General features: G+C 65.9%; 24 protein-coding genes. 7 read left to right on the top strand and 17 right to left on the bottom strand.

Annotated elements, in window-relative coordinates:
* Positions 1 to 6: 6 nt before the first annotated feature.
* The 11 genes from metH to ACIG5A_RS10495 form a co-directional block, all read right to left on the bottom strand.
* A complete protein-coding gene (gene metH, locus ACIG5A_RS10545; protein WP_397239902.1) occupies positions 7 to 3,588 on the bottom strand; it encodes a methionine synthase in 3,582 nt (1,193 codons plus the stop codon).
* The gene (locus tag ACIG5A_RS10540; RefSeq protein WP_397239901.1) at positions 3,585 to 4,565 is read right to left on the bottom strand and encodes a carbohydrate kinase family protein; all 981 of its coding nucleotides are present in this window, start codon (positions 4,563 to 4,565) and stop codon (positions 3,585 to 3,587) included. Before ACIG5A_RS10540 ends, metH begins: the two co-directional genes overlap by 4 nt.
* Positions 4,562 to 5,776, bottom strand: coding sequence for a methionine adenosyltransferase (metK, locus tag ACIG5A_RS10535; protein WP_397239900.1), 1,215 nt, complete (start codon positions 5,774 to 5,776; stop codon positions 4,562 to 4,564). The genes ACIG5A_RS10540 and metK overlap by 4 nt, the downstream gene beginning before the upstream one ends.
* Complete coding sequence (locus ACIG5A_RS10530) at positions 5,773 to 6,225, bottom strand: DUF5360 family protein (protein ID WP_397239899.1); 453 nt, start codon at positions 6,223 to 6,225, stop codon at positions 5,773 to 5,775. The genes metK and ACIG5A_RS10530 overlap by 4 nt, the downstream gene beginning before the upstream one ends.
* Positions 6,222 to 7,418 (bottom strand): aminotransferase class I/II-fold pyridoxal phosphate-dependent enzyme, encoded by a 1,197-nt coding sequence (locus ACIG5A_RS10525; RefSeq protein WP_397239898.1) that lies wholly within the window; start codon positions 7,416 to 7,418, stop codon positions 6,222 to 6,224. The genes ACIG5A_RS10530 and ACIG5A_RS10525 overlap by 4 nt, the downstream gene beginning before the upstream one ends.
* A gap of 44 nt (positions 7,419 to 7,462) precedes the next feature.
* A complete protein-coding gene (locus ACIG5A_RS10520; protein WP_397239897.1) occupies positions 7,463 to 8,623 on the bottom strand; it encodes an acyltransferase family protein in 1,161 nt (386 codons plus the stop codon).
* Between the two features lie 40 nt (positions 8,624 to 8,663).
* Entirely contained in the window at positions 8,664 to 9,536 is an 873-nt protein-coding gene (locus tag ACIG5A_RS10515) for a class I SAM-dependent methyltransferase (RefSeq protein ID WP_397239896.1), read from the bottom strand.
* A 9-nt stretch (positions 9,537 to 9,545) separates the two neighbouring features.
* Complete coding sequence (locus ACIG5A_RS10510) at positions 9,546 to 9,881, bottom strand: DMT family transporter (protein WP_397239895.1); 336 nt, start codon at positions 9,879 to 9,881, stop codon at positions 9,546 to 9,548.
* Between the two features lie 209 nt (positions 9,882 to 10,090).
* Positions 10,091 to 11,272, bottom strand: a complete 1,182-nt coding sequence (locus ACIG5A_RS10505; protein WP_397239894.1) for an MAB_1171c family putative transporter — start codon at positions 11,270 to 11,272, stop codon at positions 10,091 to 10,093.
* A gap of 38 nt (positions 11,273 to 11,310) precedes the next feature.
* A complete protein-coding gene (locus tag ACIG5A_RS10500; RefSeq protein ID WP_397239893.1) occupies positions 11,311 to 11,772 on the bottom strand; it encodes a hypothetical protein in 462 nt (153 codons plus the stop codon).
* A 73-nt stretch (positions 11,773 to 11,845) separates the two neighbouring features.
* Complete coding sequence (locus ACIG5A_RS10495) at positions 11,846 to 12,328, bottom strand: helix-turn-helix domain-containing protein (protein WP_397239892.1); 483 nt, start codon at positions 12,326 to 12,328, stop codon at positions 11,846 to 11,848.
* Positions 12,329 to 12,703: 375 nt separating this feature from the next.
* Between ACIG5A_RS10495 and ACIG5A_RS10490 the strand changes: the two genes are divergently transcribed.
* On the top strand, positions 12,704 to 13,354 hold the full coding sequence (locus tag ACIG5A_RS10490) for a ScbR family autoregulator-binding transcription factor (protein ID WP_397239891.1): 651 nt from the start codon (positions 12,704 to 12,706) through the stop codon (positions 13,352 to 13,354).
* Here the strand turns inward: ACIG5A_RS10490 and ACIG5A_RS10485 are convergent.
* The gene (locus ACIG5A_RS10485; RefSeq protein ID WP_397239890.1) at positions 13,340 to 13,870 is read right to left on the bottom strand and encodes a hypothetical protein; all 531 of its coding nucleotides are present in this window, start codon (positions 13,868 to 13,870) and stop codon (positions 13,340 to 13,342) included. The genes ACIG5A_RS10490 and ACIG5A_RS10485 overlap by 15 nt on opposite strands.
* A 229-nt stretch (positions 13,871 to 14,099) precedes the next feature.
* Here ACIG5A_RS10485 and ACIG5A_RS10480 point away from each other — a divergent pair, with 229 nt between their 5' ends.
* From ACIG5A_RS10480 to ACIG5A_RS10465, 4 genes are read left to right on the top strand one after another with little or no spacing between them, the layout of a single operon-like run.
* Complete coding sequence (locus tag ACIG5A_RS10480) at positions 14,100 to 15,716, top strand: ABC transporter substrate-binding protein (RefSeq protein WP_397239889.1); 1,617 nt, start codon at positions 14,100 to 14,102, stop codon at positions 15,714 to 15,716.
* Between the two features lie 2 nt (positions 15,717 to 15,718).
* Positions 15,719 to 16,663 carry an ABC transporter permease gene (locus tag ACIG5A_RS10475; protein WP_397239888.1) on the top strand — a complete coding sequence of 315 codons (945 nt, stop codon included), beginning with the start codon at positions 15,719 to 15,721 and terminating at the stop codon, positions 16,661 to 16,663.
* Positions 16,656 to 17,480 (top strand): ABC transporter permease, encoded by an 825-nt coding sequence (locus tag ACIG5A_RS10470; RefSeq protein WP_397239887.1) that lies wholly within the window; start codon positions 16,656 to 16,658, stop codon positions 17,478 to 17,480. The genes ACIG5A_RS10475 and ACIG5A_RS10470 overlap by 8 nt, the downstream gene beginning before the upstream one ends.
* On the top strand, positions 17,477 to 19,069 hold the full coding sequence (locus ACIG5A_RS10465) for an ATP-binding cassette domain-containing protein (protein WP_397239886.1): 1,593 nt from the start codon (positions 17,477 to 17,479) through the stop codon (positions 19,067 to 19,069). The genes ACIG5A_RS10470 and ACIG5A_RS10465 overlap by 4 nt, the downstream gene beginning before the upstream one ends.
* Positions 19,070 to 19,220: 151 nt before the next feature.
* On the opposite strand, the gene ACIG5A_RS10460 is transcribed toward ACIG5A_RS10465, so the two are convergent.
* The 3 genes from ACIG5A_RS10460 to ACIG5A_RS10450 all read right to left on the bottom strand — a co-directional run bounded on the left by ACIG5A_RS10460 (position 19,221) and on the right by ACIG5A_RS10450 (position 21,657).
* The gene (locus ACIG5A_RS10460) at positions 19,221 to 19,598 is read right to left on the bottom strand and encodes a hypothetical protein (protein WP_397239885.1); all 378 of its coding nucleotides are present in this window, start codon (positions 19,596 to 19,598) and stop codon (positions 19,221 to 19,223) included.
* A 91-nt stretch (positions 19,599 to 19,689) separates the two neighbouring features.
* The gene (locus tag ACIG5A_RS10455; protein WP_397239884.1) at positions 19,690 to 20,451 is read right to left on the bottom strand and encodes a glycine-rich protein; all 762 of its coding nucleotides are present in this window, start codon (positions 20,449 to 20,451) and stop codon (positions 19,690 to 19,692) included.
* A gap of 282 nt (positions 20,452 to 20,733) precedes the next feature.
* Complete coding sequence (locus tag ACIG5A_RS10450; RefSeq protein ID WP_397239883.1) at positions 20,734 to 21,657, bottom strand: MerR family transcriptional regulator; 924 nt, start codon at positions 21,655 to 21,657, stop codon at positions 20,734 to 20,736.
* Positions 21,658 to 21,729: 72 nt separating this feature from the next.
* Here ACIG5A_RS10450 and ACIG5A_RS10445 point away from each other — a divergent pair, with 72 nt between their 5' ends.
* Positions 21,730 to 22,380, top strand: coding sequence for a maleylpyruvate isomerase family mycothiol-dependent enzyme (locus ACIG5A_RS10445; RefSeq protein WP_397239882.1), 651 nt, complete (start codon positions 21,730 to 21,732; stop codon positions 22,378 to 22,380).
* 8 nt (positions 22,381 to 22,388) lie between these two features.
* On the opposite strand, the gene ACIG5A_RS10440 is transcribed toward ACIG5A_RS10445, so the two are convergent.
* Entirely contained in the window at positions 22,389 to 22,940 is a 552-nt protein-coding gene (locus ACIG5A_RS10440; RefSeq protein ID WP_397239881.1) for a hypothetical protein, read from the bottom strand.
* 150 nt (positions 22,941 to 23,090) lie between these two features.
* On the opposite strand from ACIG5A_RS10440, the gene ACIG5A_RS10435 reads away from it, so the two are divergent.
* Positions 23,091 to 23,798 carry a DUF2993 domain-containing protein gene (locus ACIG5A_RS10435; protein WP_397239880.1) on the top strand — a complete coding sequence of 236 codons (708 nt, stop codon included), beginning with the start codon at positions 23,091 to 23,093 and terminating at the stop codon, positions 23,796 to 23,798.
* Here ACIG5A_RS10435 and ACIG5A_RS10430 read toward each other — a convergent pair.
* Positions 23,795 to 25,249 carry an NAD-dependent succinate-semialdehyde dehydrogenase gene (locus tag ACIG5A_RS10430; RefSeq protein WP_397239879.1) on the bottom strand — a complete coding sequence of 485 codons (1,455 nt, stop codon included), beginning with the start codon at positions 25,247 to 25,249 and terminating at the stop codon, positions 23,795 to 23,797. The two genes, ACIG5A_RS10435 and ACIG5A_RS10430, sit on opposite strands and share 4 nt — an antisense overlap.

The following is a 25,249-nucleotide window of genomic DNA, read 5'->3' as shown; positions in this document are numbered from 1 at the left end:
GTGTCGTTAGGCGTTGAAGTACTTGGCTTCTGGGTGCAGCAGGACGAAGGCGTCGGTGGATTGTTCCGGGTGGAGTTGGAGTTCTTCGGACAGGACGACGCCGATGCGGTCGGCCTCGAGGAGGTCGACGAGTTTGGCGCGGTCTTCCAGGTCGGGGCAGGCGCCGTAGCCGAAGGAGTAGCGGGCGCCGCGGTAACCGAGTTTGAAGTAGTCCAGCACATCGGCCGGGTCGGAGTCGGCGACCGAATGGCCTTCCAGGACAAGCTCTTCACGGACCCGGCGATGCCAATACTCGGCGAGTGCTTCGGTGAGCTGCACACCGATACCGTGGACCTCGAGATAGTCACGATAGTTGTCGGCGGCGAACAACTCGTTGGCGAAATCGGCGATCGGCTGGCCCATGGTGACCAACTGGAACGGCAACACATCCACCTGCCCCGTCACCCGCGCGTGCTCACGGGAGCGGATGAAGTCCGCGATGCACAAGAACCGGTCACGCTGCTGACGCGGGAAAGTGAACCGATACCGCTCAGGCGCATCCGGATTCGGGTCGGTCAACACGATCACGTCATCACCATCGGACACCGCCGGGAAATACCCGTACACCAACGCCGCATGCTGGAGCACACCCTCGGTCGACAGCCGATCCAGCCAATACCGCAACCGCGGACGCCCTTCGGTTTCCACCAGTTCCTCATACGACGGGCCCTCGCCACCGCGCTGGCCACGCAAACCCCACTGCCCCAGGAACAAGGCGCGCTCATCGAGCAGACCCGAATACTCCTGCAGCGACACACCTTTCACCACCCGGGTGCCCCAGAACGGCGGCACCGCGACCGGCAAGTCCGCCGCGACGTCAGAACGCGCGGGCACCTCGATCGGCACCTCGACCGCCTTGCGCTGCTCAGCGATCCGCTTCGACCGTTCGTGGCGCGCTTTACGCTCAGCCGCCTTCTCCCGTTCGGCGATCGCTTCCGGGCTGTCGGGATCGCCACCACCACCGCGCTTGCGGGTCATGATGTCATCCATCAACCGCAAACCCTCGAAAGCGTCACGGGCATAATGCACATCGCCCTCGTAAACCTCGGTCAAGTCGTTCTCGACATAACCGCGGGTCAATGCCGCGCCACCGAGCAAGACCGGGAACTGCTCGGCCACACCCTTGGCGTTGAGCTCTTGCAGGTTTTCCTTCATGACCACGGTCGACTTCACCAACAGCCCGGACATACCGATCACATCGGCCTTCTTGTCCACCGCCGCATCCAAAATCGTCGCGATGGGCTGTTTGATCCCGAGGTTGACCACCTCATAGCCGTTGTTGGACAAGATGATGTCGACCAGGTTCTTACCGATATCGTGCACATCACCCTTGACCGTGGCCAGCACGATCCGGCCCTTGCCCGAGTCGTCGGTGGCCTCCATATGCGGTTCCAGATAAGCCACAGCGGTCTTCATCACCTCCGCCGACTGCAACACGAACGGCAACTGCATCTGCCCGGACCCGAACAACTCACCCACGGTCTTCATCCCCGACAGCAAGGTTTCGTTGATGATCTGCAACGGCGGCACCTCGGCCATCGCCGCATCCAGATCGGCATCCATCCCGGCCTTCTCACCATCGACGATCCGCCGGGCCAACCGCTCGAACAACGGCAACGCGGCTAGTTCTTCCGCGCGGGAGGCTTTGGACGAGGACGCCGACACGCCCTCGAACAACGCCATCAACTTCTGTAGCGGGTCGTAATCGTCAGTGCGGCGGTCATACACGAGATCGAGCGCGGTCTCGCGCTGCTCGTCCGGAATCCTCGCCATCGGCAGAATCTTCGAGGCATGCACGATCGCCGAATCCAGTCCAGCCTGCACACATTCGTGCATGAACACCGAGTTCAACACCTGCCGCGCCGCCGGATTCAACCCGAACGAGATATTCGAAAGACCAAGCGTGGTCTGCACCTGCGGATGCTTCTGCTTGAGCAACCGGATCGCCTCGATGGTCTCGATACCATCCTTGCGCGACTCTTCCTGACCGGTGCCCAGAGTGAAGGTCAGGGTGTCGATGATGATGTCGCTCTCCAACAACCCCCAATTACCGGTGATATCGGCAATCAACCGCTCAGCGATCTCCACCTTCTTCACCGCGGTCCGCGCTTGGCCCTCTTCATCGATGGTCAACGCAACGACAGCCGCACCGTGCTCGGCGACCAGTCGCATCGTCTGCTGGAACCGCGACTCCGGACCGTCACCGTCCTCATAGTTCACCGAGTTGACTGCACACCGACCACCGAGATGCTCCAAACCCGCTTGCAGCACCGGGGTTTCGGTCGAGTCGAGCATGATCGGCAACGTGGAGGACGTAGCGAGACGGCTGGCCAATGCCTCCATATCCTTGGTGCCGTCACGCCCCACGTAATCGACACACAAATCGAGCATGTGCGCACCATCACGAGTCTGATCCTTGGCGATATCCAGGCACCGCTGCCAATCCTCGGCCAACATCGCCTCACGAAACGCCTTCGACCCGTTCGCATTCGTCCGCTCACCGATCATCATGATCGACGCGTCCTGCTCGAACGGCACCGCGGTATACATACTCGACACGCTCGGCTCATGGACCGGGGTGCGTCGATCACCGATCGATGCCAGCCTCGGCTCGAGCTCGCGCACCGCCTGGGTCACCTGACGAATGTGCTCCGGGGTGGTGCCACAGCACCCACCGACCAACGCCAACCCGAACTCGGACACGAACCCGCTCAGCGCGACCGCGAGTTCCTCTGGCGTCAGCGGATATTCGGCGCCGTTCGCACCGAGCACCGGCAGACCCGCGTTGGGCATGACCGACACCGGAATCTGCGCATGCCGCGACAGATGCCGCAGATGCTCACTCATCTCCGCGGGCCCGGTCGCGCAGTTGAGCCCGATCATGTCGATCCCGAGCGGCTCCAGCGCCGTCAACGCCGCACCGATCTCACTACCGACCAGCATCGTCCCGGTGGTCTCCACGGTGACATGGGTGATGATCGGAATCCGCCTGCCGAGCAGCCGCATTGCCGCCTGGCTCCCCGTGATCGCGGCCTTGACCTGCAAGAGATCCTGGCAGGTCTCGACCAGGATGGCGTCGGCGCCACCGTCGAGCATGCCCGAAGCCGCCTCGGTGTAGGCATCACGCAGCGCGGTGTACGGCGCGTGCCCCAGCGTCGGCAGCTTCGTACCCGGCCCCATCGAGCCGAGCACATACCGCGGCGTCCCATCGGCACTCGGCCCCATCTCATCGGCGACCTCACGAGCCAGCCGCGTGCCGCGCTCCGACAGATCCCTAATCCGATCGGCGATGTCGTAATCGGCCAGGTTGGGCAGATTGCAGCCGAACGTATTGGTCTCGACCGCGTCCGCACCCGCCTCGAAGTACGCGCGATGAATATGGCGCAGCACGTCAGGCCTGGTCTCGTTGAGGATCTCGTTGCACCCCTCCAACCCGCGAAAGTCATCCAGCGTCAGATCGGCGGCCTGCAGCATCGTGCCCATCGCGCCGTCCCCGATCACCACACGCCGGCGCAGCGTGTCCAGCAGTGTGGTGTCGAACCCACTCATCGCCCATCCGCCCACAGCGCTTCGATCTCGTCGGCCGCGGTCCGCCCATACGCATCGGCGATCCGCTTCACGGCGGCTTCCCGGTCCCATCGCCACCCCTGCGGACCGCTGGCCTCGAGCACCAGAACCGCGACGGCCGAACCCAATTGGGCCGAACGCGCCAGCGAGGCGCCGTTGGCCTGCGCGTGCAGGAAGCCCGCGCGGAACCCGTCCCCGACCCCCGTCGGATCCACCGTCGCGTTCGCCGCAACCGCCGGTACGTGAAGCACGGCGCCCTGCCGATCGGTGATCTCGACGCCCTGCGCGCCGAGCGTGGTCACCCGGATCGTCGAGTTCTCGATGACCTGCTCGGCGGTGACTCCCGCCTTGGATTGCAGTAGCCCCCACTCGTATTCGTTCGTCAGCAGGTAACTCGCCCCGTCCAGCAGGTCGCGTATCTGCGCCGCGTCCAGCCGCGCCAGTTGCTGCGAGGGATCGGCCGCGAACGGAATGCCGAGCGCGCGAGCCTCGTTGGTGTGCTTGATCATTGCCGCGGGATCGTTGGCGCCGACGACGACCAGTTCCGGGCGGCCGAACCGTTCCACCAACTCCGCCAGCGAGATTCGCGACGCCTCGGACATCGCGCCGGGATAGAAGCTGGCCAGCTGCGCGAGATCGTCATCGGTCGTGCAGGTGAAGCGGGCCGTGTGCGCCTGATACGACACCCACGCCCCGCCGGTCTCGACGCCGTGGCCGGACAGCCACACCTCGTACTCCCGGAAATCGGTGCCGACCGCGGCGGCGAGTACCGGGCGCTGGCCGAGCACGCCGAGCCCGTAGCAGATGTTTCCGGCCACCCCGCCCCGCTGCACCACGAGGTCGTCGACCAGGAAGCTGAGCGACACATGGTCGAGATGATCGGGCAGCAGCTGGTCGGCGAATCGGCCGGGGAATTTCATCAGATGGTCCGTCGCGACGGACCCGGTCACCAGGATCATAAGACCGCCGCCTTCAATAGCTCGACACGATCGGTCCGCTCCCACGGCAGATCCAGATCGGGCCTGCCGAAGTGGCCGTACGCGGCGGTCTGCGCGTAGATCGGGCGCAGCAGATCCAGATCCCTGATGATGGCGCCGGGCCGCAGATCGAATACCTGCGAGATGGCATCGCGGATCTTCGCCGGGTCGAAGTTCTCCGTCCCGAAGGTCTCGACGAACAACCCGACCGGCGCAGCCTTGCCGATCGCGTAGGCGACCTGGACCTCGATGCGGTCCGCCAGCCCGGCGGCCACCGCGTTCTTCGCCACCCACCGCATCGCGTACGCGGCGCTGCGGTCGACCTTCGACGGATCCTTGCCGGAGAACGCGCCACCGCCGTGCCTGGCCATTCCCCCATAGGTATCGACGATGATCTTGCGCCCAGTCAGTCCCGCGTCACCCATCGGCCCGCCGATGACGAACTTGCCGGTCGGGTTGATCAGCAACCGCGGGTTGCTGGTGTCGACCTCGCTCGGCAGGTGCGCGAGCACGTGATCGACGACGTGATGGCGCACATCCACCGCGAGCATGGAATCCAGGTCGATCCCCGGCGCGTGCTGGGTCGACAGCACGATCGTGTCCAGCCGCACCGGCTTGTCACCCTCGTACTCGATGGTCACCTGGGTCTTGCCGTCCGGCCGCAGATACGGCACCGAGCCGTCCTTGCGCACCTCCGTCAGCCGCCGGGACAGCCTGTGCGCCAACGCGATCGGCAACGGCATCAGCTCGGGCGTATCGGAGGTGGCGTAGCCGAACATCAGCCCCTGGTCACCGGCGCCCTGCTGGGCGACGGGATCGTCGGCGCCGTCGATCCGCGCCTCGTACGCCAGGTTCACGCCCTGTGCGATATCCGGTGATTGGGCGCCGATGGCGACGTTCACGCCACAGGTGTTGCCGTCGAAACCCTTGCCCGAGTTGTCGTACCCGATCCGTAAGACGGTGTCGCGCACGATGGTCGGGATATCGGCGTACGCCGTCGTGGTGACCTCGCCTGCGACGTGCACCTGCCCGGTGGTCACCAGTGTCTCCACCGCGACACGGGCGGCGGGATCGGCGGTCAGCAGCGCGTCGAGGACGGCGTCGCTGATCGCGTCGCAGATCTTGTCCGGATGTCCTTCGGTGACCGATTCGCTGGTGAACAGCCTGCTGGACCGAATCGCTGAGGTAGTCATGCGTTTTCCTTCAATTCCGGTTCGACGCGGTGCTGCTCGTGCGTGAATTCCGCACCGGCGCTGCGATCGAAGACGAGGATGGCGAAGACGATGGCGGGCACGATCATCAACAACGCGTTGGACGCCCACCAGGTGAAGTTGAAATCGCCGTAGTAGGCCCAGAACGAGATGGCCATGAAGCCGGCGCAGAACGTCAGCGTCAGCCCGATCGTGAGGACGAGCCAGCCGAGCCGATGGCGGATGCGGACGAGGTATACCCCGGCGAACCCGAAGATCGAGGCGGCCAGGTCGAGCGGGAAGAACGACCAGTTCCAGGCTTGGACAATGGGATTGGTGTAGTCGCGGAACGCCGACTCTTTCGGTATCGCGTTGACGGCGACGGCGACCCAATAAAGTATCAGTAGAGCATCGGTGACAAGCAGGAGAACCTTTCCTACCTTCAACCTCACGAAGCACTCCTTTCGGCAGAGAATTCGTCGAACACGGAATTGACGACATCGGCGCCCTCGAGCAGATGAGCGTCGGTGTGCAGGCGGGACAGGAAGAACCGCACTCTGGTCGCCGAGCGCGATACGGCCGGATACGAAATCGGGAAGACCCGGACTCCGGCCTGCTGGCAGTGCAGCGCGAAGTCGTTCACCCAGTCGTGCCGGACGAGCAGCGGAATGACCGGTGTCTGGTGCGTGCCGCCGCCGAGCAGTTTCGTGCTGAACAGTCGCGACTTGCGCTGGAGGTCGGCGACGTATTCCGGATGAGACCGCAGAATTTGCAACGCTTTCAGCGCCGCTCCCGCGGCCGGACCGGGCAGCCCGGTGCTGAAGATGAAGCCGGGGCCGGAGAAGCGCAGGTAGTCGATCAGCTCCCTGGTACCGCTCACGAATCCGCCGCAGCTGCCCATGGTTTTGCTCAATGTCCCCATGAGCACGTCGATCTCACCGATATCGACGCCGAAGTGTTCGGTGACGCCACGACCGGTCGCGCCGACCGTGCCGATCGAATGGGCCTCGTCGACATAGAGCACGAACCCGAATCGGCGCTTCAGTGCCAGGATTTCGGGCAGCGGCGGCAGGTCGCCGTCCATGCTGTAGAGGCCTTCGATGCAGACGACGACGCGCCTGCCCGTACCGGCCTCGGCGAGGATCGCCTCCAGTTCGCCGACGTCGTTGTGCCGGAAGCGTCGCACCTCACCGCCGGAGAGCTTGGCGCCGATCTCGATGCTGTTGTGCGCGTACTGATCACAGATCAGCAGGTCCTCGGGGCCGAACAGGTAGCCGAGGGTCATCACGTTGGTCGCGTGTCCGCTGACGAAGGTGATGGTCTCCTCGGTGCCGAGGAAGGCCGTCAGCGCCTCCTCCAGTTCGTGGTGGATATCGAGCTGGCCGGAGACCAGGCGGCTCGCGCTCGTGGATACGCCGTACCTGTCGATACACGTCTTCGCGTACTCGCGGACCTCTTCGTTCTCACCGAGGCCCAGGTAGTCGTAGGTCGAGAAGTTCACCACCCGGCGCTCTTCGGCCCAGTAATGGTGCACGTTTCCGTGCGGCAGACTCTTCAGGTAGGCCAATGACCCGTTGCTTTCCTCGAGTCCGCTCTTGAACTGCAAGAACCCCTCGTACTCACGCTCCAGCCAGCCGACTTTCATTTCCATTCTCCTCATCGAAGTCAGAACCGTTTACCTCGAGCCGCTCAGGTGAACGGCTTCTCGAAAACTCGGTAGAACACATAGGTGACGATCAGCGCCGCCGGCACGGCGGTGGCCATCAGGGCCACGAACATCGTCGGCTTGGTCAAGTCGTTGCCGCCCAGGCACATCCACACGACCATGACGATCGGTGCGTGCACGAGGTAGAGGCTGTAGGAGAACCGCCCCATGCGCTCCAGTACGTCGGGTATCCATTTCTGTACGAGCTGCCTGCCAACGGAAGTAGCACTTTCCGTTGGCGTTTCGGTGGTCGGCAGGAACCCGAGGATCAGCAGGCAGATGCCGGCGGCGACACCGAGATCGAAGACCGGCAGTATCGTCTCGACGATATCGAAACCCACCGCGACCGATACCGCCATGACCAGCATGAGGATTCCGGTGGCGGTGCGCCGCAACAGCTTTCGCGTGTCAGCGGCGAACGCATACTCGGACCGGGCCGCGTAGTTCGCCGTGACGATACCGAGGAAGAAGTACAGGATCAGGCCGACGAAGAAGGCGGGCGCGTCGGAGCTGATCATCAGGCAGGCGACGAGCGCGACGACGGCCGTCGCGGTGGCCAGGGTGCCCCAGCGCTCACCGATGCGTCCGATCATCCAGAGGAAGAACGGAAACAGCAGGTACAGATGGAATTCCGCGGCGATCGACCAGTGCGCGTAGTTGATCTTCGTGAAGTCGACGAAGTCCTGCAGCAGTAGTGTGTGCGACACCAGTGAACTCCAGGTGACCGGGATACTGATATCCCATTGGCTCCCGGTCACTGTGGCCGCGACGGTCAGGCCGACGATCGCGGAGGCGACCATCGCCGCGTAATACGGGGGCAGGATTCTCCGGCACCGGCGTTTGAGGAATCCGAGCGTCGTATACGCCTCACCGCGTCCGATACGCGCGGTCTGCAGCGAATAACCGCTGACGACGATGAAGGCGATCACCGCGAAATGCCCGTGATAGAGCCAGCTGGTGAGCCAATAGAGCGCCCCGTCCGGATGCGTTCCATATCCGAGCGGCGGCTCGGCGGCGGGCCACACCTGAAACCAAATATGACTGATGAGAACATAGAATGCGCAGACACCGCGAAGTCCGGTCAGCTTCGACCATACGGACTTCGGCATGGCTATCCGCCGCGGCGACGTAGTCGTCGTTGTCATGATAAAGCCTTATTCTGTTTTAAATCCCCGCTCGAGCGAGTTAGACGTTCGCTGTCACGATCGAGTACCGGTGCACGATCGGCACGTTGCGCGGGCCGATCGCGTCGATGCGGATTCGCAAACCCTCGATAAGTTCCTCGTACAGATCGGGCGCGATCGCGTCGAGATATCCGGAGGCGACACCCGATTTGGTCACATAGGCCAGGATGCTTTCGGTATCGGCAACCGTCCGCGCCGATTCACTGTCGAAGCTCTCGGCCACCCGTGCACCGTCGGGAACGATCCGCTGTGCGATATACGCACTGTCTTTCGGCAGCTCGAGCCGCACGGCCTTGCGCAACAGCCGAGGATCGTTGGTGATCACGTCGAGCAGGATCGATTCGAGTTCCTTCAGCGTGCCCTTGCGGTTTTCCATGATGCCGAGGAACGCACCCGGCTTGAGCACACGGGTCAGTTCCTTCTTCAGCTTGGGGTGCGGCATGTAGCAGACACCCCACGCGCACACCAGCGCGTCGACGGAATCCGCGGGCTGCTGGACGAGATACTCGACGGCGTCGCCGACCACGAAGTTCGTGCCGCGGTGGGATTCCGTCTTGCGCCGGTTCTCCGCCAGCATCGCCTCGGAGATGTCGACGGCGGTCAGCACACTGTCGGCGGACAGCGCCTCCGACAGCGTCTTGGTGATCGCTCCTGTCCCCGCCGCGAGCTCGACCACATTCAGATTCGGCCGCTTCAGCTCCTCCCACGGGAGCAGTCGCCGGAATTGCTGGGCCGCCGCCTCCAGATTGTGCGAATAGTATTCGTCGTAGGTTCCCGCCACCTTCTGGTAGTCGTCCCTGACGTCCGAGTACTGGCCGCGTACCGACAGCGCGACATGTTTGATCGCGGTGCGGGCTTTGTTCAAGATAAGCATTTCATCCCCTTAATGAACGTTCGAACTTCCCAGGTTGATCAGGACGACACCGCCGATGGTCAGCGCCATGCCGAGCAGTGTCGTCAAGCCGAGTTGCTGCTTGTAGATGACGGCAGCGAGAATCGTCAGAAGAACGGTTCCGATCGCGGACCACAGCGCGTAGGCCACACCCACCGACAGATCACGGAGCGTCAAACTCAGCGCGAAGAAGGCGCCGCCGTAGCCGACCACGACGAGCGCTACCGGTCCGATGTTCTTGAATCCGTCCGTCGCTTTGAGCGCCATCGTGGCCGCGACTTCGCAGACTATGGCGATGAGCAGATATACCAGCGCCAACCGTGACATTTCTCCCCTTTATCGTAGAACCACGCTTCAGAGACATCGATCACTTCCGATAGTCACTCTATCATCGAAACAGGTTGTTCGTCCTGTTACTTTCAACAACAGGGTCGATCATCCTGTTTCCCATGTTCGTATATCTTTACAATTTTGGACATGCGTGCCCGCAGGGAGGCGACTCCGGCTCCCCGGGACCGTTCTACGGCCCTACCCGATCACGCGGCTGCGGCGAGTAGCGCTCCGGTGCAATCGTTTTCGAAGTCGATGGCTTCCCACGAGTCGAGGCTGTCGCGCAGATCCGAGAAGAAGGCCACCTCGTCGACGAAATCACCGGCCCGGCCGCGGGTCGACGGTTTTTCGCGCCGGACCGGTATTTCGCCCGACACCTTCGCGCGCAGGGCGACCCGGATCCAACAGGCGGTCCGCAATGCGTGATCGTCCGGGAATCGCGCCACCGGAGGGACCGACTCGGCCATGGCGATCGTCTCGGACGAGACGTATCCCCGCAGGTACAGCAGCGAATCGCGGAGCTCGATGAGGATACGGTGCACGCCGATACCCGGTTCTCGGACAAAGTACATCAAGCCACCGAACGGCGACGTCATCGGCGCCATCGTCGCTTCCGGGGTGACCGCGACCAGCCGACGCCACAGCGGCCACAGCCGCCACAGCGTCCCGATATCCTTCAGGTTTCGCCAGCCACGCTGGACGAACGGAACCTGTGTCGCCATCGCGTATCCCGCGCCGCCCAAGCCGACGAGCAGTGGCGACAGCAGATGGAAGGGCCGGTACAGCGTCGCGAAGTACAGCACGTTGGCCGCCCAGCCGAAACAGAGCAGCGTCGCGCCGGTGCCGAACATCAGCAGCGACGCGCGCAGCGCACCGTGCGCCTCGCGCCAGCCGCGAATCCAGCAGATGATCGCGCACGAGGTGCAGGCCGCGATGTGTGCGCCCGCGATCGCGACCAGATACAGCGCACCCGCGGAAAGCCCACGGTAGTCATAGATTTCGGCCGCGGCGCGGCGTGGCAGGAATGCCACGTCGATGGTGGCGAGGAAGACGGCATCCGCCGCGGTGACCGTCCACATCACGCTGGTCAGCCTGCCGAACCCGGCCGCCGTCATGCTGAAGCCGAGTATCGCCGCCGCCGCGAGCAGTCCGAACAGATCACCGACGAGCCGGGTCCACGAACCGGCCAGCGTGGTGCAGAATTCCGCGAACAGCGACAGGTCGAACGAAAACGCCACCGCCGCAGCGGCAATGGCCAACCACAGCTGCCGATGCTTGGGCCGGCGGATCACTCCGGGCAGCCGGACTACGGTGACCGCCCACATCAACAGCGCGGCACCCACTTCGGCGTTCCTACCGGCTGTCTCCAGCCCTACCAAGTTGGTCATCGAAAATGCCTCTCGATCGCCCCGTGCCGGCCGTGTCGTTATCTGTGCGGGGCCTCGAACCCGAGTGCCTGCCCCATCGCATGAGTACGACAGGACCGCGCCTGCCGATCCGAGAGGAGCCGCTGCCGCTCCAGCAGCAGCGTCGCCATGGTCTCCGCTTCCAGTTCTTGTTCGGGTCCGTAATCACCGCGGCCGAGTGCGTCGACCACCTGCTCCGGATCGAGGTCAGGCAGCAGCGCGGCGCCGGTATCGGCCGCACCGTCGAGTGCGCCACGGTGCTCACAGATCAGGTGACTGAGTTCGTGGGCGATGAGCAGCTGCTGATGCAGCCAGGTGGTGTCACGCTCGTAGACGATGTAGTCGATATCCGCGGTGCGAACCAGTACGGCGTGAATCGCGTTGGTAGGCATGGTGAGTGGGCTCAGCACGATCTCGCGGCCGCGGCGCGCGGCGAGCTCGACGCACACGTTGCGCATATCGCCGTCCGCCACCAGTCGCAACGCACTGAGTTTGCGGCGACAACGCCGGCGCAGCAGCCTGTGGTATCGACCCCCGATACCGGTCAGCGGCCCGCTATGGTCGACCCACATCCGAATCCTCCACCCCTCGGCCATCCCCGACCACCGGCTCGTCGACCGGTGGCAGCCCCTGCAGCTCGCGAATATGGTCGAGTACCGCCGCCACCGTGGCCAGCGACTCGTCGTTCAGGCCGACCGCGCGCAACGCGATCGCGTGTACGCCGGTGCGCCGCGCCGTGTCGAGCACCGCCAGCTGTTGCGAAATCGATCCGGCCGCTTGCTGATCCGTCAAATACGTATCGGGAACACCGAAGAAGCGGCAGACGGCCGAGAGCAGGCTCTGCGAGGGATTGGTTCGCTTGCCGTTGCGCAGGGCCGACAGATACGCCCCGCTCGCCCGGACCGAGGGGTCGATCCGTTTGACCTCGACGGCCACTTCGTCATTGGTCCAGAAGCGACCAGCGGGCCGAGACAGCCTGAACAGCAGATCAATCCGCTCCGCAAGGGAGGCCGATCGTTCCGGTCCGCTCTCGATCATGGCCGAAGCCTAACCCAGCTGGTAGAAATTTTCATCTGGAGCTGGCAGACCGACCGGTCGCACCCTTCGGACCTGCGCATTCATCCCACCCTCGTAGATCGACACTGCCTCAATCGAATTCCCCTGTCAGTGCGGAAAATACGATAGCTCGCCGGCCGCTGGCGCGCCGTGGTCGCCGCCGTAGTCGTCGATCGGTCGCCGCGCCGAGGCGGCGGCCAGTTGAGCTTGACAACTGAGATGCCGCGGCACTGTGCCGCACCCGCTATGGTCCGTTGGTCTCGCCGGATCAGGCCGCTGACATGCGACGGACCAGTATCATTGCGGAACCATCAGGCACGCCATCGCGACGCGAATATCGACCAGGGAGTAGCGGAATTGGTCCAGGAACGTGCGGTCGAAACCCGGAATCAGATCGTCCACGGCGCGGCTGAGGTCTTCGATACCGAGGGTTTCGCCGGCGCCAGCATCGGCATGATCGTCGCCGCGGCCGGGACGACCCGTGGGGCGCTGCATTTCCACTTCCGCACCAAGGAAGAACTGGCGAAAGCCGTGATGGAGGAACAGGGGCTGCGCGAACTCGCGGCGATCCAGAAGCTCGACGACGGGAAGACACCGGCGATCGAGCAGGTCGTGATGCTCGCGCACGAGATGGTGCGGCTGACCAAGAACGATCCCGTCGTCCGCGCCGGAGTGCGGCTCTCGCTCGAGCTCACCTTCGTGGACAGCCCCAAGGAGCCGTATCTCGGGTGCATCATGGCCTGCGAGGAGATGATCCGCCGCGCGATCATGGAGGGCGACATCATCGACACCGTGTCACCGCCGATCCTCGCCCGTTTCACGATCTCGGCGTTCATGGGCGTGCAGCTGGTGTCGACGGTGCTCACCGAGCGTCGTGATCTCGAACAGCGTGTGGACGAAATGTGGGACACGATCCTGCTCGGCATCATGCCCGGCCGCAGGCGCAGGAAGGCGGACCAGGTGCGTGCCGCACGCTGGTGCTCCGCCGCCGAATCACCGGCGGGCTGACTCGAACCCGAGCGCCTCACCCATGGCGCGCGCCCGGTCCGACCCGACCGGCCTGCCCAGCACGCTGCGTTGCCGCTCGAGCAGGAGCGTCGCGGTGACCTCGGCTTCCAATTCCTCTACGGGATCGTAATTTCCGCGGCCCAGTACCGCGACTATCTCTTGCCCGTCCCCGAATTCGGCAATGCCGCGGTGATTCCAGATCAAATGGCCCAATTCGTGGGCGATGATATGTTGCTGGTGCAGTCGCGTCGTATCCCGTTCGTACACGATGTAATCGATATCGGTGGTGCGTACGAGCATCGCGTGCATCGAGTTGGACGGCATCGTGATCGCACTCGAAACGATCGGACGTCCACTGCGCGAAGCGAATTCGGCACAGGCGCTCAGGCTGTCGCCCGCCCCGAGCAGCCCGGCCTCGGCCAGGCGCCGACGACAACGCCTGCGCAGCTCGGCGTGGAAGCGACGTGAGTAACCGGTCACCGGGCCGAGCGTAATGATCAAGATCAAGTCTGTCATCCGGGCATGGTTGCGCGAGTTAGAAACTCGACGATCGGATCTCTTGACGCTGCGAATAGTGGCTGGTCCCAATATATTTGGATCGCGCAAGCGGGACCGGTTTTCCGTGCCACGTAGCTCGCTGCGGTTAGCATGAGCACCGTTGCCAGGGAGGGAAACCGCACAGCCGAATCCGCTTCGAGCGAGCGTGTATCCGTGCGCCATTCCGGGCTGACGAAAAGGAGATGCCATGCGAATTATCGGTATCGTCGCCGTTCTGCTGCTCTCGGCCTGTTCGACCGAGGTATCCGAGACACCACACGCCGCCGGGCCACCGGCCACCGGCGGACGCCTGACCTTCGCCGTCGACAGCGAGGACGCGTGTCTCGACCCGCATGTCAGCCCCGCCGACATCGTCGGCGAATTGCAGCGCAACGTCTTCGACTCGCTGGTGGCTCGCGCACAGGACGGATCCTTCGTGCCGTGGCTGGCCACGTCATGGCAGATCGCCGACGGCGGCCGCGAGTACACCTTCGCGCTGCGGCACGACGTGAAGTTCTTCGACGGCACGGCTTTCACCGCCGCCGCGGTGCAGGCGAATCTCGACCACATCGTCGCCCCGGCCACCAAGTCGCAATACGCGGCGAGCCTGCTCGGCCCCTATGCCGGTACGGACCTGATCGACGACTACACCGTGCGCATCCGTTTCACCGCGCCCTACGCTCCGTTCCTCCAGGCCGCGAGCACCTCGTATCTCGGCATGTACGCACCCGCCGTGCTCGCCGAGCATCCCGACAAGCTGTGCGGCGGTGGCCGTTTCGCGGTGGGATCGGGACCGTTCCGTGAAGTCGAGGTCAGGCGCGGGCAGGGCATCACATTCGTCCGCAACGAGGCCTACGACTGGGCCCCGGCGACCGCGCGGCACACCGGGCGGGCATACCTGGACCAGATCGAGGTGCGCTACCTCACCGAGGACGCGGTGCGCACCGGCGCGCTGCGCGGTGGCGGCGTCGACCTCATCGCCAGGACGCCACCGGTCGACGTGGCCGACCTCGGCCGCGATCGGAAGTATCAGCTGTTGCGCCGCGACTCCCCCGGCGTGCCCTACTCCCTGTTCTTCAACCAGTCCAGACCGCCGTTCTCCGATATTCGAGCACGCCAGGCGGTGGTCGCGGCGCTCGATCTCACCGGCATGATCGACAGCATTTATTTCGGCGAGTACGCCAGGGCCTACGAGCCGCTGTCGCCGACGACGCCCGGCGCGGGCGGTTGCGCCGACGCGCGTTCCGGATTCGCGCTCGCCACCGCGAATCGGCTGCTCGACGAGCTCGGATATCTCGGCCGCGACGCCAAGGGCTACCGCATCCGCGACGGTCGCCGCTTCACCATCGCCTTCCCCTGGGCCTCGAACGCGGAGCGGGAGTCGCGCGAGCTGATCAGCCAAGCGGTGCAGGAGGATCTGAAGAAGGTCGGTGTCGAGGTACGGCTCGAACCGGTCGACTACGGCACCCATCTCACTCGCGTCTACGCCGGCGACTACGACCTCATCGGCGTGAGCTGGGCCCGCGCGGATCCGGACATCCTGGCGACGCTGTACCAGTCCGACCGGCTGCCCGCCCAGGGTGGCGCGAACGTGGGCGGGGTGCACGACCCGCAACTGGATCTGCTGCTGGCGCAGGGGCGATCCAGTACCGATGCCGCCCAACGGCTCGGCATCTACCGCCAGGCGCAACAGCGGATCTTGAACCAGGCCTACTCGCTGCCGGTCTATGTGTCAGCGGGCGCCTATACGGCGGGCCCACGGGTGCGCGGATTCGGCGTCGATACCAACGGCTGGAGCGACTTCTACGATACGTGGATCGAATGAGCATGACGCGCAACGTAATTCGAATCATCACCCACCGGATCTGGACCGGGATGCTCGTGCTGCTCGCGGCGCAGACGGTGGCCTTCTTCGCCCTGCGGCTGACGCCGGGTGACCCGATCGCCACGCTGCTCGGCCCGCAGACGAACGCCTCCCCCGGCGTGCGCGACCGGATCGCCGCCGATCTCGGCCTGGATCAACCGCTGTGGCGGCAGTATCTGCGTGCCGTGCTGGAGCCGCTGACCGGCGACCTCGGCCACTCGTATCAGCTCGGGCAAGACGTGTACTCGGTACTCGGCGACCAGCTGTGGCCGACGGTGCAGGTGACGGTGGGCGCGACGGTGCTGGCGCTGCTGATCGCCGTACCCGCCGCGCTGTCGACCGCCGGACCGGCCCGCCGCACCAGGACCCTGTTCTCCGGCGCCGAACTCCTTGCCGTGTCGGTGCCTTCGTTCTGGCTCGGCCTGGTGCTGTTGACCGCGTTCTCCTTTCGCATCCACCTGTTCCCCTCCGCCGGTGATCACGGCGTGGCGAGCCTGGTGCTGCCGGTGCTCAGCCTCGCGGTGCCGATGGCGGGCGAGCTGGGACAGGTGCTGCGCGCGACACTGGACCGGACGCTGGAACAGCCGTTCATCACGACATTGCGGGCACGCGGGCTGTCCGAGCCCGCACTGCGCGTCCGGCACGTCCTGCGCCACGGTTCGCTGGCCACCGCCACCATGACCGGCTGGATGGTCGGCACGCTGCTCACCGGAACCATGCTCGTCGAGACGCTGTTCGGGCGCCCCGGCATCGGCAGGATCACGGTGAACGCGGTGGTCACCAAGGACTTTCCGGTGGTGAACGCGGTGGTGCTGCTCGCCGCGCTGCTCTTCGTGGTGATCAATCTGGCGGTCGACCTGCTGTACCTGGCGCTCGACCCACGGCTGAGAAGGAGCGGCCATGCGTGAGCGCCTGCGCTCGGTGCCGCCCGTGGTGTGGCCCGCCGCCCTACTCCTGTCGTTCCTCGTATTGGCCGCTGCCGCACCACATCTGCTGACCACCGCGGACCCGACGACAACCGATTGGCGGTCCACATTGCAGCCACCGAGCGGCGCCCATCCCTTCGGCACCGACCGGCTCGGCCGAGATGTCTACGCCCGCACCATCTATGCGACACGCACGTCGCTGGGCATCGGCATGGCGGCCACGGTGATCGGCGTGGTGTCCGGCTCGGTACTGGGGCTGCTGTCTTCTGGCCCGTCGAAATTGCTCGACGCGGTGCTGATGCGCCTGACCGAGATCCTGCTCGCCTTCCCGGGATTGCTGCTCGCGCTCGTACTGATCGCGGTCTCCGGCCCTGGCGTCGCCAACTCCGCGCTCGCCATCGGCGTGGCGTCGCTGCCGTATTACGCGCGCCTGATGCGCGCGCAGGCGCTGGTCGTGCGCGGCAGCGGATATGTCGAGGCGGCGCGCACGCTGCGGCAGAGCCGCTGGCGAATCACGGTGCGCCACATACTGCCCAACGCGCTGGCCCCGCTGCTGGTACTCGCTCCGCTCGGTGTCGGCGCCGGCATCGTGGCCGGGGCCGGGCTGAGCTTCCTCGGTCTCGGCGCGCTACCGCCGAACCCCGAATGGGGTTCGATGCTGGCGGAGAGCCGCAATCTGCTCAGCCGCGCCTGGTGGATGGGAGTCTTCCCAGGATTGTTCGTGGTCGCCTCGGTGGTGTCGATCACGGTGCTTGCCCGGTTCTGGCAAGCGGTCACCGAAGGAAGGGCAGCACGATGACGGCGTTGGATATCGCCGACCTCGCGGCGGGTTTCGGCCGCACCGAGGTCGTGCACGGCATCTCCCTGCGCATCGAAGCGGGCGAATGCGTTGCCCTGGTGGGCGAATCGGGTTCGGGCAAGAGTGTCGCCGCACGGGCGCTGCTCGGGCTCACCCAGCGCGACGGGTGGGTGCGGGCGCGGCGGCTCGACATCGATGGGCACGACGCGCGCGCGTGGTCGCAGCGGCGGTGGCGCCGAATACGCGGCGGGACCGTCGGTTACGTGACGCAGCACGCGCTGGGATCACTCGATCCGCTGCGCCGGATCGGCCAGGAGGTGCGCGAGACATTGCAGGTGCATCGCCGGGTGCCGCGGACCGATCTCGACGATGCCGCCGAGCAACTGCTCGAGCGAGTCGGTGTGCCGGACGCCGCTCAGCGCCTGCGCCAGTATCCGCACGAACTGTCGGGCGGATTGCGGCAGCGCGCGCTGATCGCGACCGTGCTCGCCGCCGCACCGCGGTTCCTCGTCGCGGACGAGCCGACCACCGCGCTCGACCCCTCGGTGCAGCGGCGAATCATCGCCCTGCTGAGCGAGATACGGGATGCGGGCACCGGACTGCTGCTGATCAGCCACGATCTGGCGACGGTGGCCGAGATCGCCGATCGCGTCGCATTGATGCGTGACGGGCGAATCGTCGAGCACGGCCCCACCGCCGAGGTGCTCACCCGGCCGAGACACGAGTACACCAGGACACTGCTCGCGGCGGTGCCGTCGGCACACACCAGGGGCACCCGCCTGTCCGCCGCCGAATTCGACCTTGCCACACAGCTTCCGGCGCGGCAGGTGAGCGCCGCCACGGGTGCGCTGGTGCGCGTGCGCGAAGCCCGCCGCACCTTCCGCAGGCCCGACGCGAGCGTGACCGCCGCACTCGACGGGGTCGACCTGTCGGTCGGGCCCGGCCGGATAGTCGGGGTGGTCGGCGAATCCGGTTGCGGCAAAACCACATTGGCCCGGGTACTGCTCGGCTTGGAAGCCCTCGACTCCGGTTCGGTATCCGTCGCGCCCGGCGCCGACGTGCAGGCGATCTTCCAAGACGCGCTGGGCTCCTTCGATCCCCGCTTCACCGTGCGCCGCGTACTCGACGAGGCCATCGAGGCCGGTGGCGTCCGGCGCGGCGAACGAACAGCCCAGGCGCGCCGCCTGCTCGCGGCCGTCGGCCTCCCCGATTCGGTGCTGCCGCGCCGCCCGCTCGAATTGTCCGGCGGCCAGCAGCAGCGAGTCGCCATCGCACGCGCCCTGGCCCCCGGCCCCGACCTCATCGTCTGCGACGAACCGGTCTCCGCCCTCGACGTCTCGGTCCAGGCCCAGATCTTGGACCTTCTGCTACAGGTACGCGAAAAACTGGGCGTAGCCCTCGTCTTCATCTCCCACGACCTAGGCGTCGTCCGCCACCTCAGCGACGAGGTCATCGTCATGTGCGCCGGAAAGATAGTCGAATCAGGCCCCACCGAGGAACTCTTCACCCACCCCACCGCTCCTTATACCCGTGAACTCCTCGCCGCCGTACCAGCTTTGCCGATCCCCACGTTGACGGAGCACAGGTGAGCCGCTGTCCGTGTGCTCCGCGATCAATAGCGGCCGCCGGTCCGCAAGGTCGAGCACGGCGGGATCCGGGATGCCTACGTGGGCACCCTGTTCTGGAGTGCAGGCGACCAGGACGCCGTCGATCGTCGTGTCGGACCGGGACGCTGTGGCGTCAGCGGACGGTGATGTTGGCCGAGCCGCTGACGCCTCCGCACGAGACGTCGACCGGATAGGTACCTGGCATCGGATCGGGGCCGATGGCCGCTTCGCTGTATAGGCCACCGTCGGCGGCGGGCATCAATTGGGTTGTGACAGGGAGGAATTGGCCCGAGGTGGCGGAACCCTCCGCGGTCGGGCAACCGAAAACCATGACTCGGACATTCTGGCCGGGACCGGCGGTATCGGGATCGACCCGCACAGTGAGGGTGGGCTCGGTGGGGCCGGTACCGGAACTGCCGGACGGCCCGGGTGGTTGGGCTCCGACGGGTCCTGCACCGAGTACGGCGGCCGCAAGCATTACCCAGACGATCAGTACACGACGAACCGACATGATCACCACACTCCTGGTCGGAAGTGCCCAGCGACAGGCAAACGGGTGATGCAGACCAATCGGTCTCACACGGTATCAAACCGCGCGCTGCTCAGGAGGTGTATTCGATCTTGACCATGGCCACCACGACCGGGCGAGGGCGGGTGATCACCGCGCCGGGTGGGCCGTACGAGGCGCCTCGGCCGCCGTTGCCACAGGTCAGAGTGTTCGGTGCGGAGGCGCCACCGCCACCACCGAAGTAGCCGCCGCCACCTCCGCCGCCACCGCAGTAGCCCGCGCCACCCGCGCCGCCGAGGGCGAGTGTTCCGTCGGTGCCGGGCTGGCCGCCGGGAGCGGGAGCGGCGCCCGCGCCACCCGCGGTGGTGGTCGCGTCGGCGCCGGAGTGGCCGCGGCCGATCAGATGGAAGCCGCTCGGGCCCGCCGCGCCTCCGGCGACGACCAGGCGCGTCGCCAGGCTGCGGGGATCGCTCGAACCGATGGTGCGCACGTCGGAGGCGCCTCCGCCACCGACACCGGGTAGGTTGCCGACGCCACCGGCACCGCCCCCGTTGAAACCGCCGCGGTCCTGGCCGGTGCCGCCATCGCCGCCGACTTCGACGTAGAGGGTGTCACCCGGCGCGACGGCCAGCGGGGTGACGACCATATCGCCGGGAAAGTCGTTGTTGAACGCGGCCCGGCCGCCGATCGCGGTTACCGTCACGCCGGCCACCGCCTCGGGGACGACGAATGTCTGTTCACCGCCCGTGAATTCGTAATAGCAGGCCACCTTGGCATCGACCTGCCTGCAGCCGGGTGGCAACTCCGTCGCGGCCGCATCGGGCGCCGCGGCGACGTATCCGGCCAGCAATATCATCCCGACGGCGAATCGTATTCCCCACCAACGCATATCGCGTCGGCCGTGCGGCAAAACCCCAACACTGCGATCGGACATGATCATCCCCGGTATGTTGTTGTCGAAGTCCCGACCTACCAGGACCATCGGGCAACGGAGACCAGCCGTTACTCGCTGCGCAGCAATGGTTTTCGCCAGGCGCCCTTCCCTGAGCATGTCCCAGAACCAGCGGCGGCGCCTGTCCGTTTCGGAGCTGTCAGCGTCCTGGAACACGGGCATCGTCAGCCCTCGAGCAGCAACGCTTCACGCTGCGGCGGCGACCGACCGTGTCAGTGCCTGATACAGCCAATCGAGGGCGGCTCCCGCGTTCGATGTTTCGGTGATCTCGCTGGTCAGCTGCCAGTACCGGTGGATGCGCTCATCGCCGTCCGCTGCCGCGGCGAGCAGCTGACGCCTGAATCGCGGTGTGTCGCAGACCCGTCGGGCGTCGGCGTGGGCGGCCATGAAATGGTCGAGTTCGGCTCCCGGTCGTGGTTCGGTGTCGATGAGTCCATCGGAGTCCACGGACATGCAGGCCTCGGCCACGCCGGTGACCAGGCCGGGCCTGTCGTGGATCTCCGACCTGTTCGCACGCCAGAGCTGGCGCGACATCACCACGGACAGCGCGGGATCGGCGGCGCGGGTGACGAGTTCGGCGAAGGCGACGAGTTGCCGCGGTGCGGGGTCGGCGGGCAGGTCCGGGATGTTCATCGCGACGAACCCGTCGAACATCGCGGGCGGAATGGGCGTGAGCAGTCGCCGCCAGAACGCGACCAGGCCGTCGTGGGCACGATGCCGGTCTTGTACGGCCGCAAGCAATTCCAGGCGCGCGGCACGCTCGGGATGCGGAGCGTCCTCGACGGCGCGCAACGACGCCCGCCGCCATGCCAATACACCCAGCTCGGTATCGAGCGCGGCACGTTCGGCCGCGACGACCTCGCCGATCGACCGTGCGCCGGTGAGCACTTCGGTGATCGCGGCCAGGCTCAGGCCGAGCGCACGGAGCCTGCGCAGCAGCACCACCCGGTCGACCGCGGTGACCGGATCGAACATCCGGTGCCCGCCACCGCTGCGCCGTGATTCCAGAATCCCGTCGTCGCAATAGAACCGGAGCGTGCGGACGGGCACGCCGGTCAGTCGCGACAAATCACCGATGCTCAGCAAGTCACGAAGCGTGTTCTCGGTCACAATTACTGGAACCTCCACCCCAGTGGAATTCCTACCGTACTGGAACACGCACTGCGACAAGGAGCTACCCGGATGTCCGAGCACACGATGACCACCGAGCAGATCTGGCAGGCCGTCGCCGCCGAGCGCGCGAGCCTGGCCGACCTGCTGGCACCCCTGCCCGAAAGCGACTGGGACCGCGCCTCGCTCTGCGCGGGCTGGCGGATTCGCGACGTCGTCGCACATCTGATTCTGCCCACCCAGCCCAAGATCGGCACGATCGTTGTCGCGCTGATCCGCGCACGCGGCAACCTCGACCGATTCATCGCAGACACCGCCATCCGCCATGCGGGCCAGCGCACGCCCCGGCAGTTGCTCGCCGAGCTGCGCGCGAGCGTCGGTTCACGGGTCACCGTGGTCGGCACCACGCCCGCCGACCGGCTGATGGATCTACTCGTCCACGGCCAGGACATCGCGGTCCCCCTCGGCCTGACCCGTGAAATGCCCATCGCCGCAACACGATCGGCCATCGAGCGCGTCTGGACCATGGGCACCCCGTTCCACGCACGCAAGAAATTCAGCGGCTACCGCCTCGTCGCCACCGACACCGACTGGACCGCGGGCGACGGCCCCACGATCGAAGGCCCCGCCGCCGCCCTCCTCATGCTGCTCACCGGCCGCACGGCGGCACACGCTCAACTCACCGGTGACGGAGTGGCGAGGCTCATCGCGAAAGGCGACTGATCCCAGGGCTACCGCTCGAGAATCGCATACGCTTCGTCCTGATGCGGCGGCGCCGCACTGATAAGGAACACGAATCGAGCGCCGTCGAACATGGTCGCCGCGCCGCCGAGATAGTAATCGCTCTGGAAGTTTTCAGTGATGAGATTCATTGGGGCCGAGGCGATCCCCATGAGGTAATACGCGAGCATCCGCCTCCCTGGCGTATGGATCCGACGCAGTGACGAGACATGGCGCAGCTCCCAGCCGCCCAGCCACTTCTCGTACTCGCGCTCCTCCACGCCGGGCTCCCGGACGTCCGCGGTCATGCTCTCCGGGTCCTCCCCCGGCCGGGCGATCATTTCCGCCAACAGGTCGAACGCACCGTACAGCGACGTCGCCGCACCGGACACTTCGACTGCCTTCGGGTCGAAGTCGTCGTCCCAGTCGATATCACCGTTATCCTCGCACTCCGACCAGCGGTCGACGTATTCCAGGACCACATAGCTCCGCTCACAGAGCTCGGGGCGAAGCCGCCCGGCATCGGCTTCCACCAGGCAGCGCAGTACTTCGTCGAGATCCACGGCGGCGAGTGTGTCAGCCCGTCGGCATCGGCGACAGCCCCCGCTACCGTGGGCTCGACTCCGACATGCCTTTCCCCGGCTGTGACCGGTACGAACAATCTGCGAGGCTGGGACACAGCATGATGGTGGGATGGCCGAACGGGTGAGCGCATGCGGGTACTAGTGATATCGATCGTCGTGCTGGCGATCGCGGTGATCGTCGGCGACCGGATCGCGGTGGTGCTGGCGCAGAACGAGATCGGCCGCCAGATCGCCGCCGAATACAAACTCACGAACGATCCGAGCGTCGATATCGGCGGATTCCCGTTCCTGACGCAGGCGCTCGGCGGCAGCTATCGCGATATCGACATCCGGGTCGGCGACTGGACCGACAAGAAGATCACCGTCCGCGATCTCGATGTCGCGCTGACCGACCTGTCCGCGTCGCTGAGCGACCTGATGGACAAGCGCACGTCCAATATCGTCGCCGCGACCGCGACGGCAACGGCGGTGATTCCCTACGACACAGTGCAGAGCTTCGCGCCCTCGGGCGTGAAGTCGATCGCGTACGGCGCGGACGGTTTGCGCATCACCGGAACCTTCTCGATGGAGGGGATCCCGGTGCCTGCGACGGTCATCGTCACCGTCGCACCGACCGACGAAGGCATCCAGGTCACGCCGGTCTCGGCCCAGTCCACCGCGGGCGGGCCGAAGATTCCCCTCGGCCCGCTGCGCAAATCGCTCGCATTCACCATTCCGCTGCAGGGGCTGCCGCTCGGCGCCAAGCTGACGACCATTCAGCCGAGCGCGGACGGCCTCCACCTGACGGCCGTCGCCCACAACGTCCGCTTCTCCGACCTGCCGATGCGCACGAGCTAGGGCAGTGCGAGGTACTTGGTTTCCAGGTATTCCTCGATGCCCTCGGTACCCGCCTCACGGCCGAGCCCGGATTGTTTGATGCCGCCGAAGGGCGCGGCCACGTCGGAGATGATGCCGCGGTTGATGCCGACCATGCCGGATTCCAGCGACTCGCCCACGCGCAGGGCGCGATTCAGGTCGGTGGTGTAAATGTATGCGGCCAAACCGAATTCGGTGTCATTGGCGGCCGCGATGCCCTCGGCTTCGCCGTCGAAGCCGGTGATCGCGGCCACCGGGCCGAAGACCTCCTCGCGCAGGATGCGGGCGTCGGCGGGGACGTCGGTGAGGAGGGTGGGCTCGAAGAAGTAGCCGGGTCCCGGCTGGCTCGCGCCGCCCGTCGTGACCACCGCGCCCTTGGCCACCGCGTCGAAGACCAACTCGGACACCGTGTTCCGTTGGCGCTCGTTGATCAGCGGGCCGACCTGGACGCCGTCGAGATGGCCAGGGCCGATCTTCAGTGCGCGCATGCGTGCGGTGAGTTTCGCGGTGAATTCCTGGCGGACCGCGTTGTCGACGTGGAAACGGTTCGCGGCGGTGCACGCCTCGCCGATGTTGCGCATCTTCGCGGCCATCGCGCCGTCGACCGCGTCGTCGAGATTCGCGTCGGCGAAGACGACGAAGGGTGCATTGCCGCCGAGTTCCATGGAGGTGCGCAGGACATGCGTAGCCGCTTGGGCGAGCAGAATTTTGCCGACCGCGGTCGATCCGGTGAAGGTCACCTTGCGCAATCGCGGATCGGCGAACATCGGGTCGGTCAGCTGGGCGGCGCGCGAAGTCGGCAATATCGACAGCACACCGGGCGGTAGGCCCGCGTCGGCGAAGACCTGACCGAGCAGCAGCATGGTCAGCGGGGTTTCGGGCGCGGGCTTGACCAGCATGGTGCAGCCCGCCGCGAGTGCGGGGGCGATCTTGCGGGTGCCCATGGCGAGCGGGAAATTCCACGGGGTGATCGCGAGGGTGGGGCCGACGGGCTGTTTGGTCACCAGGATTCGGCCGTTGCCCGACGGCGACGGGGTGAAGCGGCCGTGCACCCGGACCGCCTCTTCACTGAACCAGCGCAGGAATTCGGCGCCGTAGGTGACCTCACCGTCGCTCTCCGCGAGCGGTTTACCCATCTCCAGTGTCATCAGCAGCGCGAAGTCGTCGCGGCGTTCGATCACCAATTCCCAAGCACGGCGCAAGATCTCGGCCCGGACACGGGTCGGCGTCGCCGCCCACTCCCGCTGGCACGCGGCCGCGGCGTCGAGCGCGCGCGCACCGTCGCCTGCCGTCGCGTCGGCCACCTCGAGCAGCACCTCCCCCGTCGCCGGATCGTGGACGGGAAAGGTGGCCCCTTCGCTCGCCTTTGCCTGTTGCCCATCGATCCACAGCCCGGTGGGCAACGAGGCGAGCAGAGCGGTTACATCACGCAT

This window comes from Nocardia sp. NPDC052566 (assembly GCF_044547285.1).
In the GTDB taxonomy this organism is placed as follows: Bacteria; Actinomycetota; Actinomycetes; order Mycobacteriales; family Mycobacteriaceae; genus Nocardia.
Note: the sequence above shows the minus strand (reverse complement) of the source record. Positions and strands in the feature narration are given on the sequence as shown.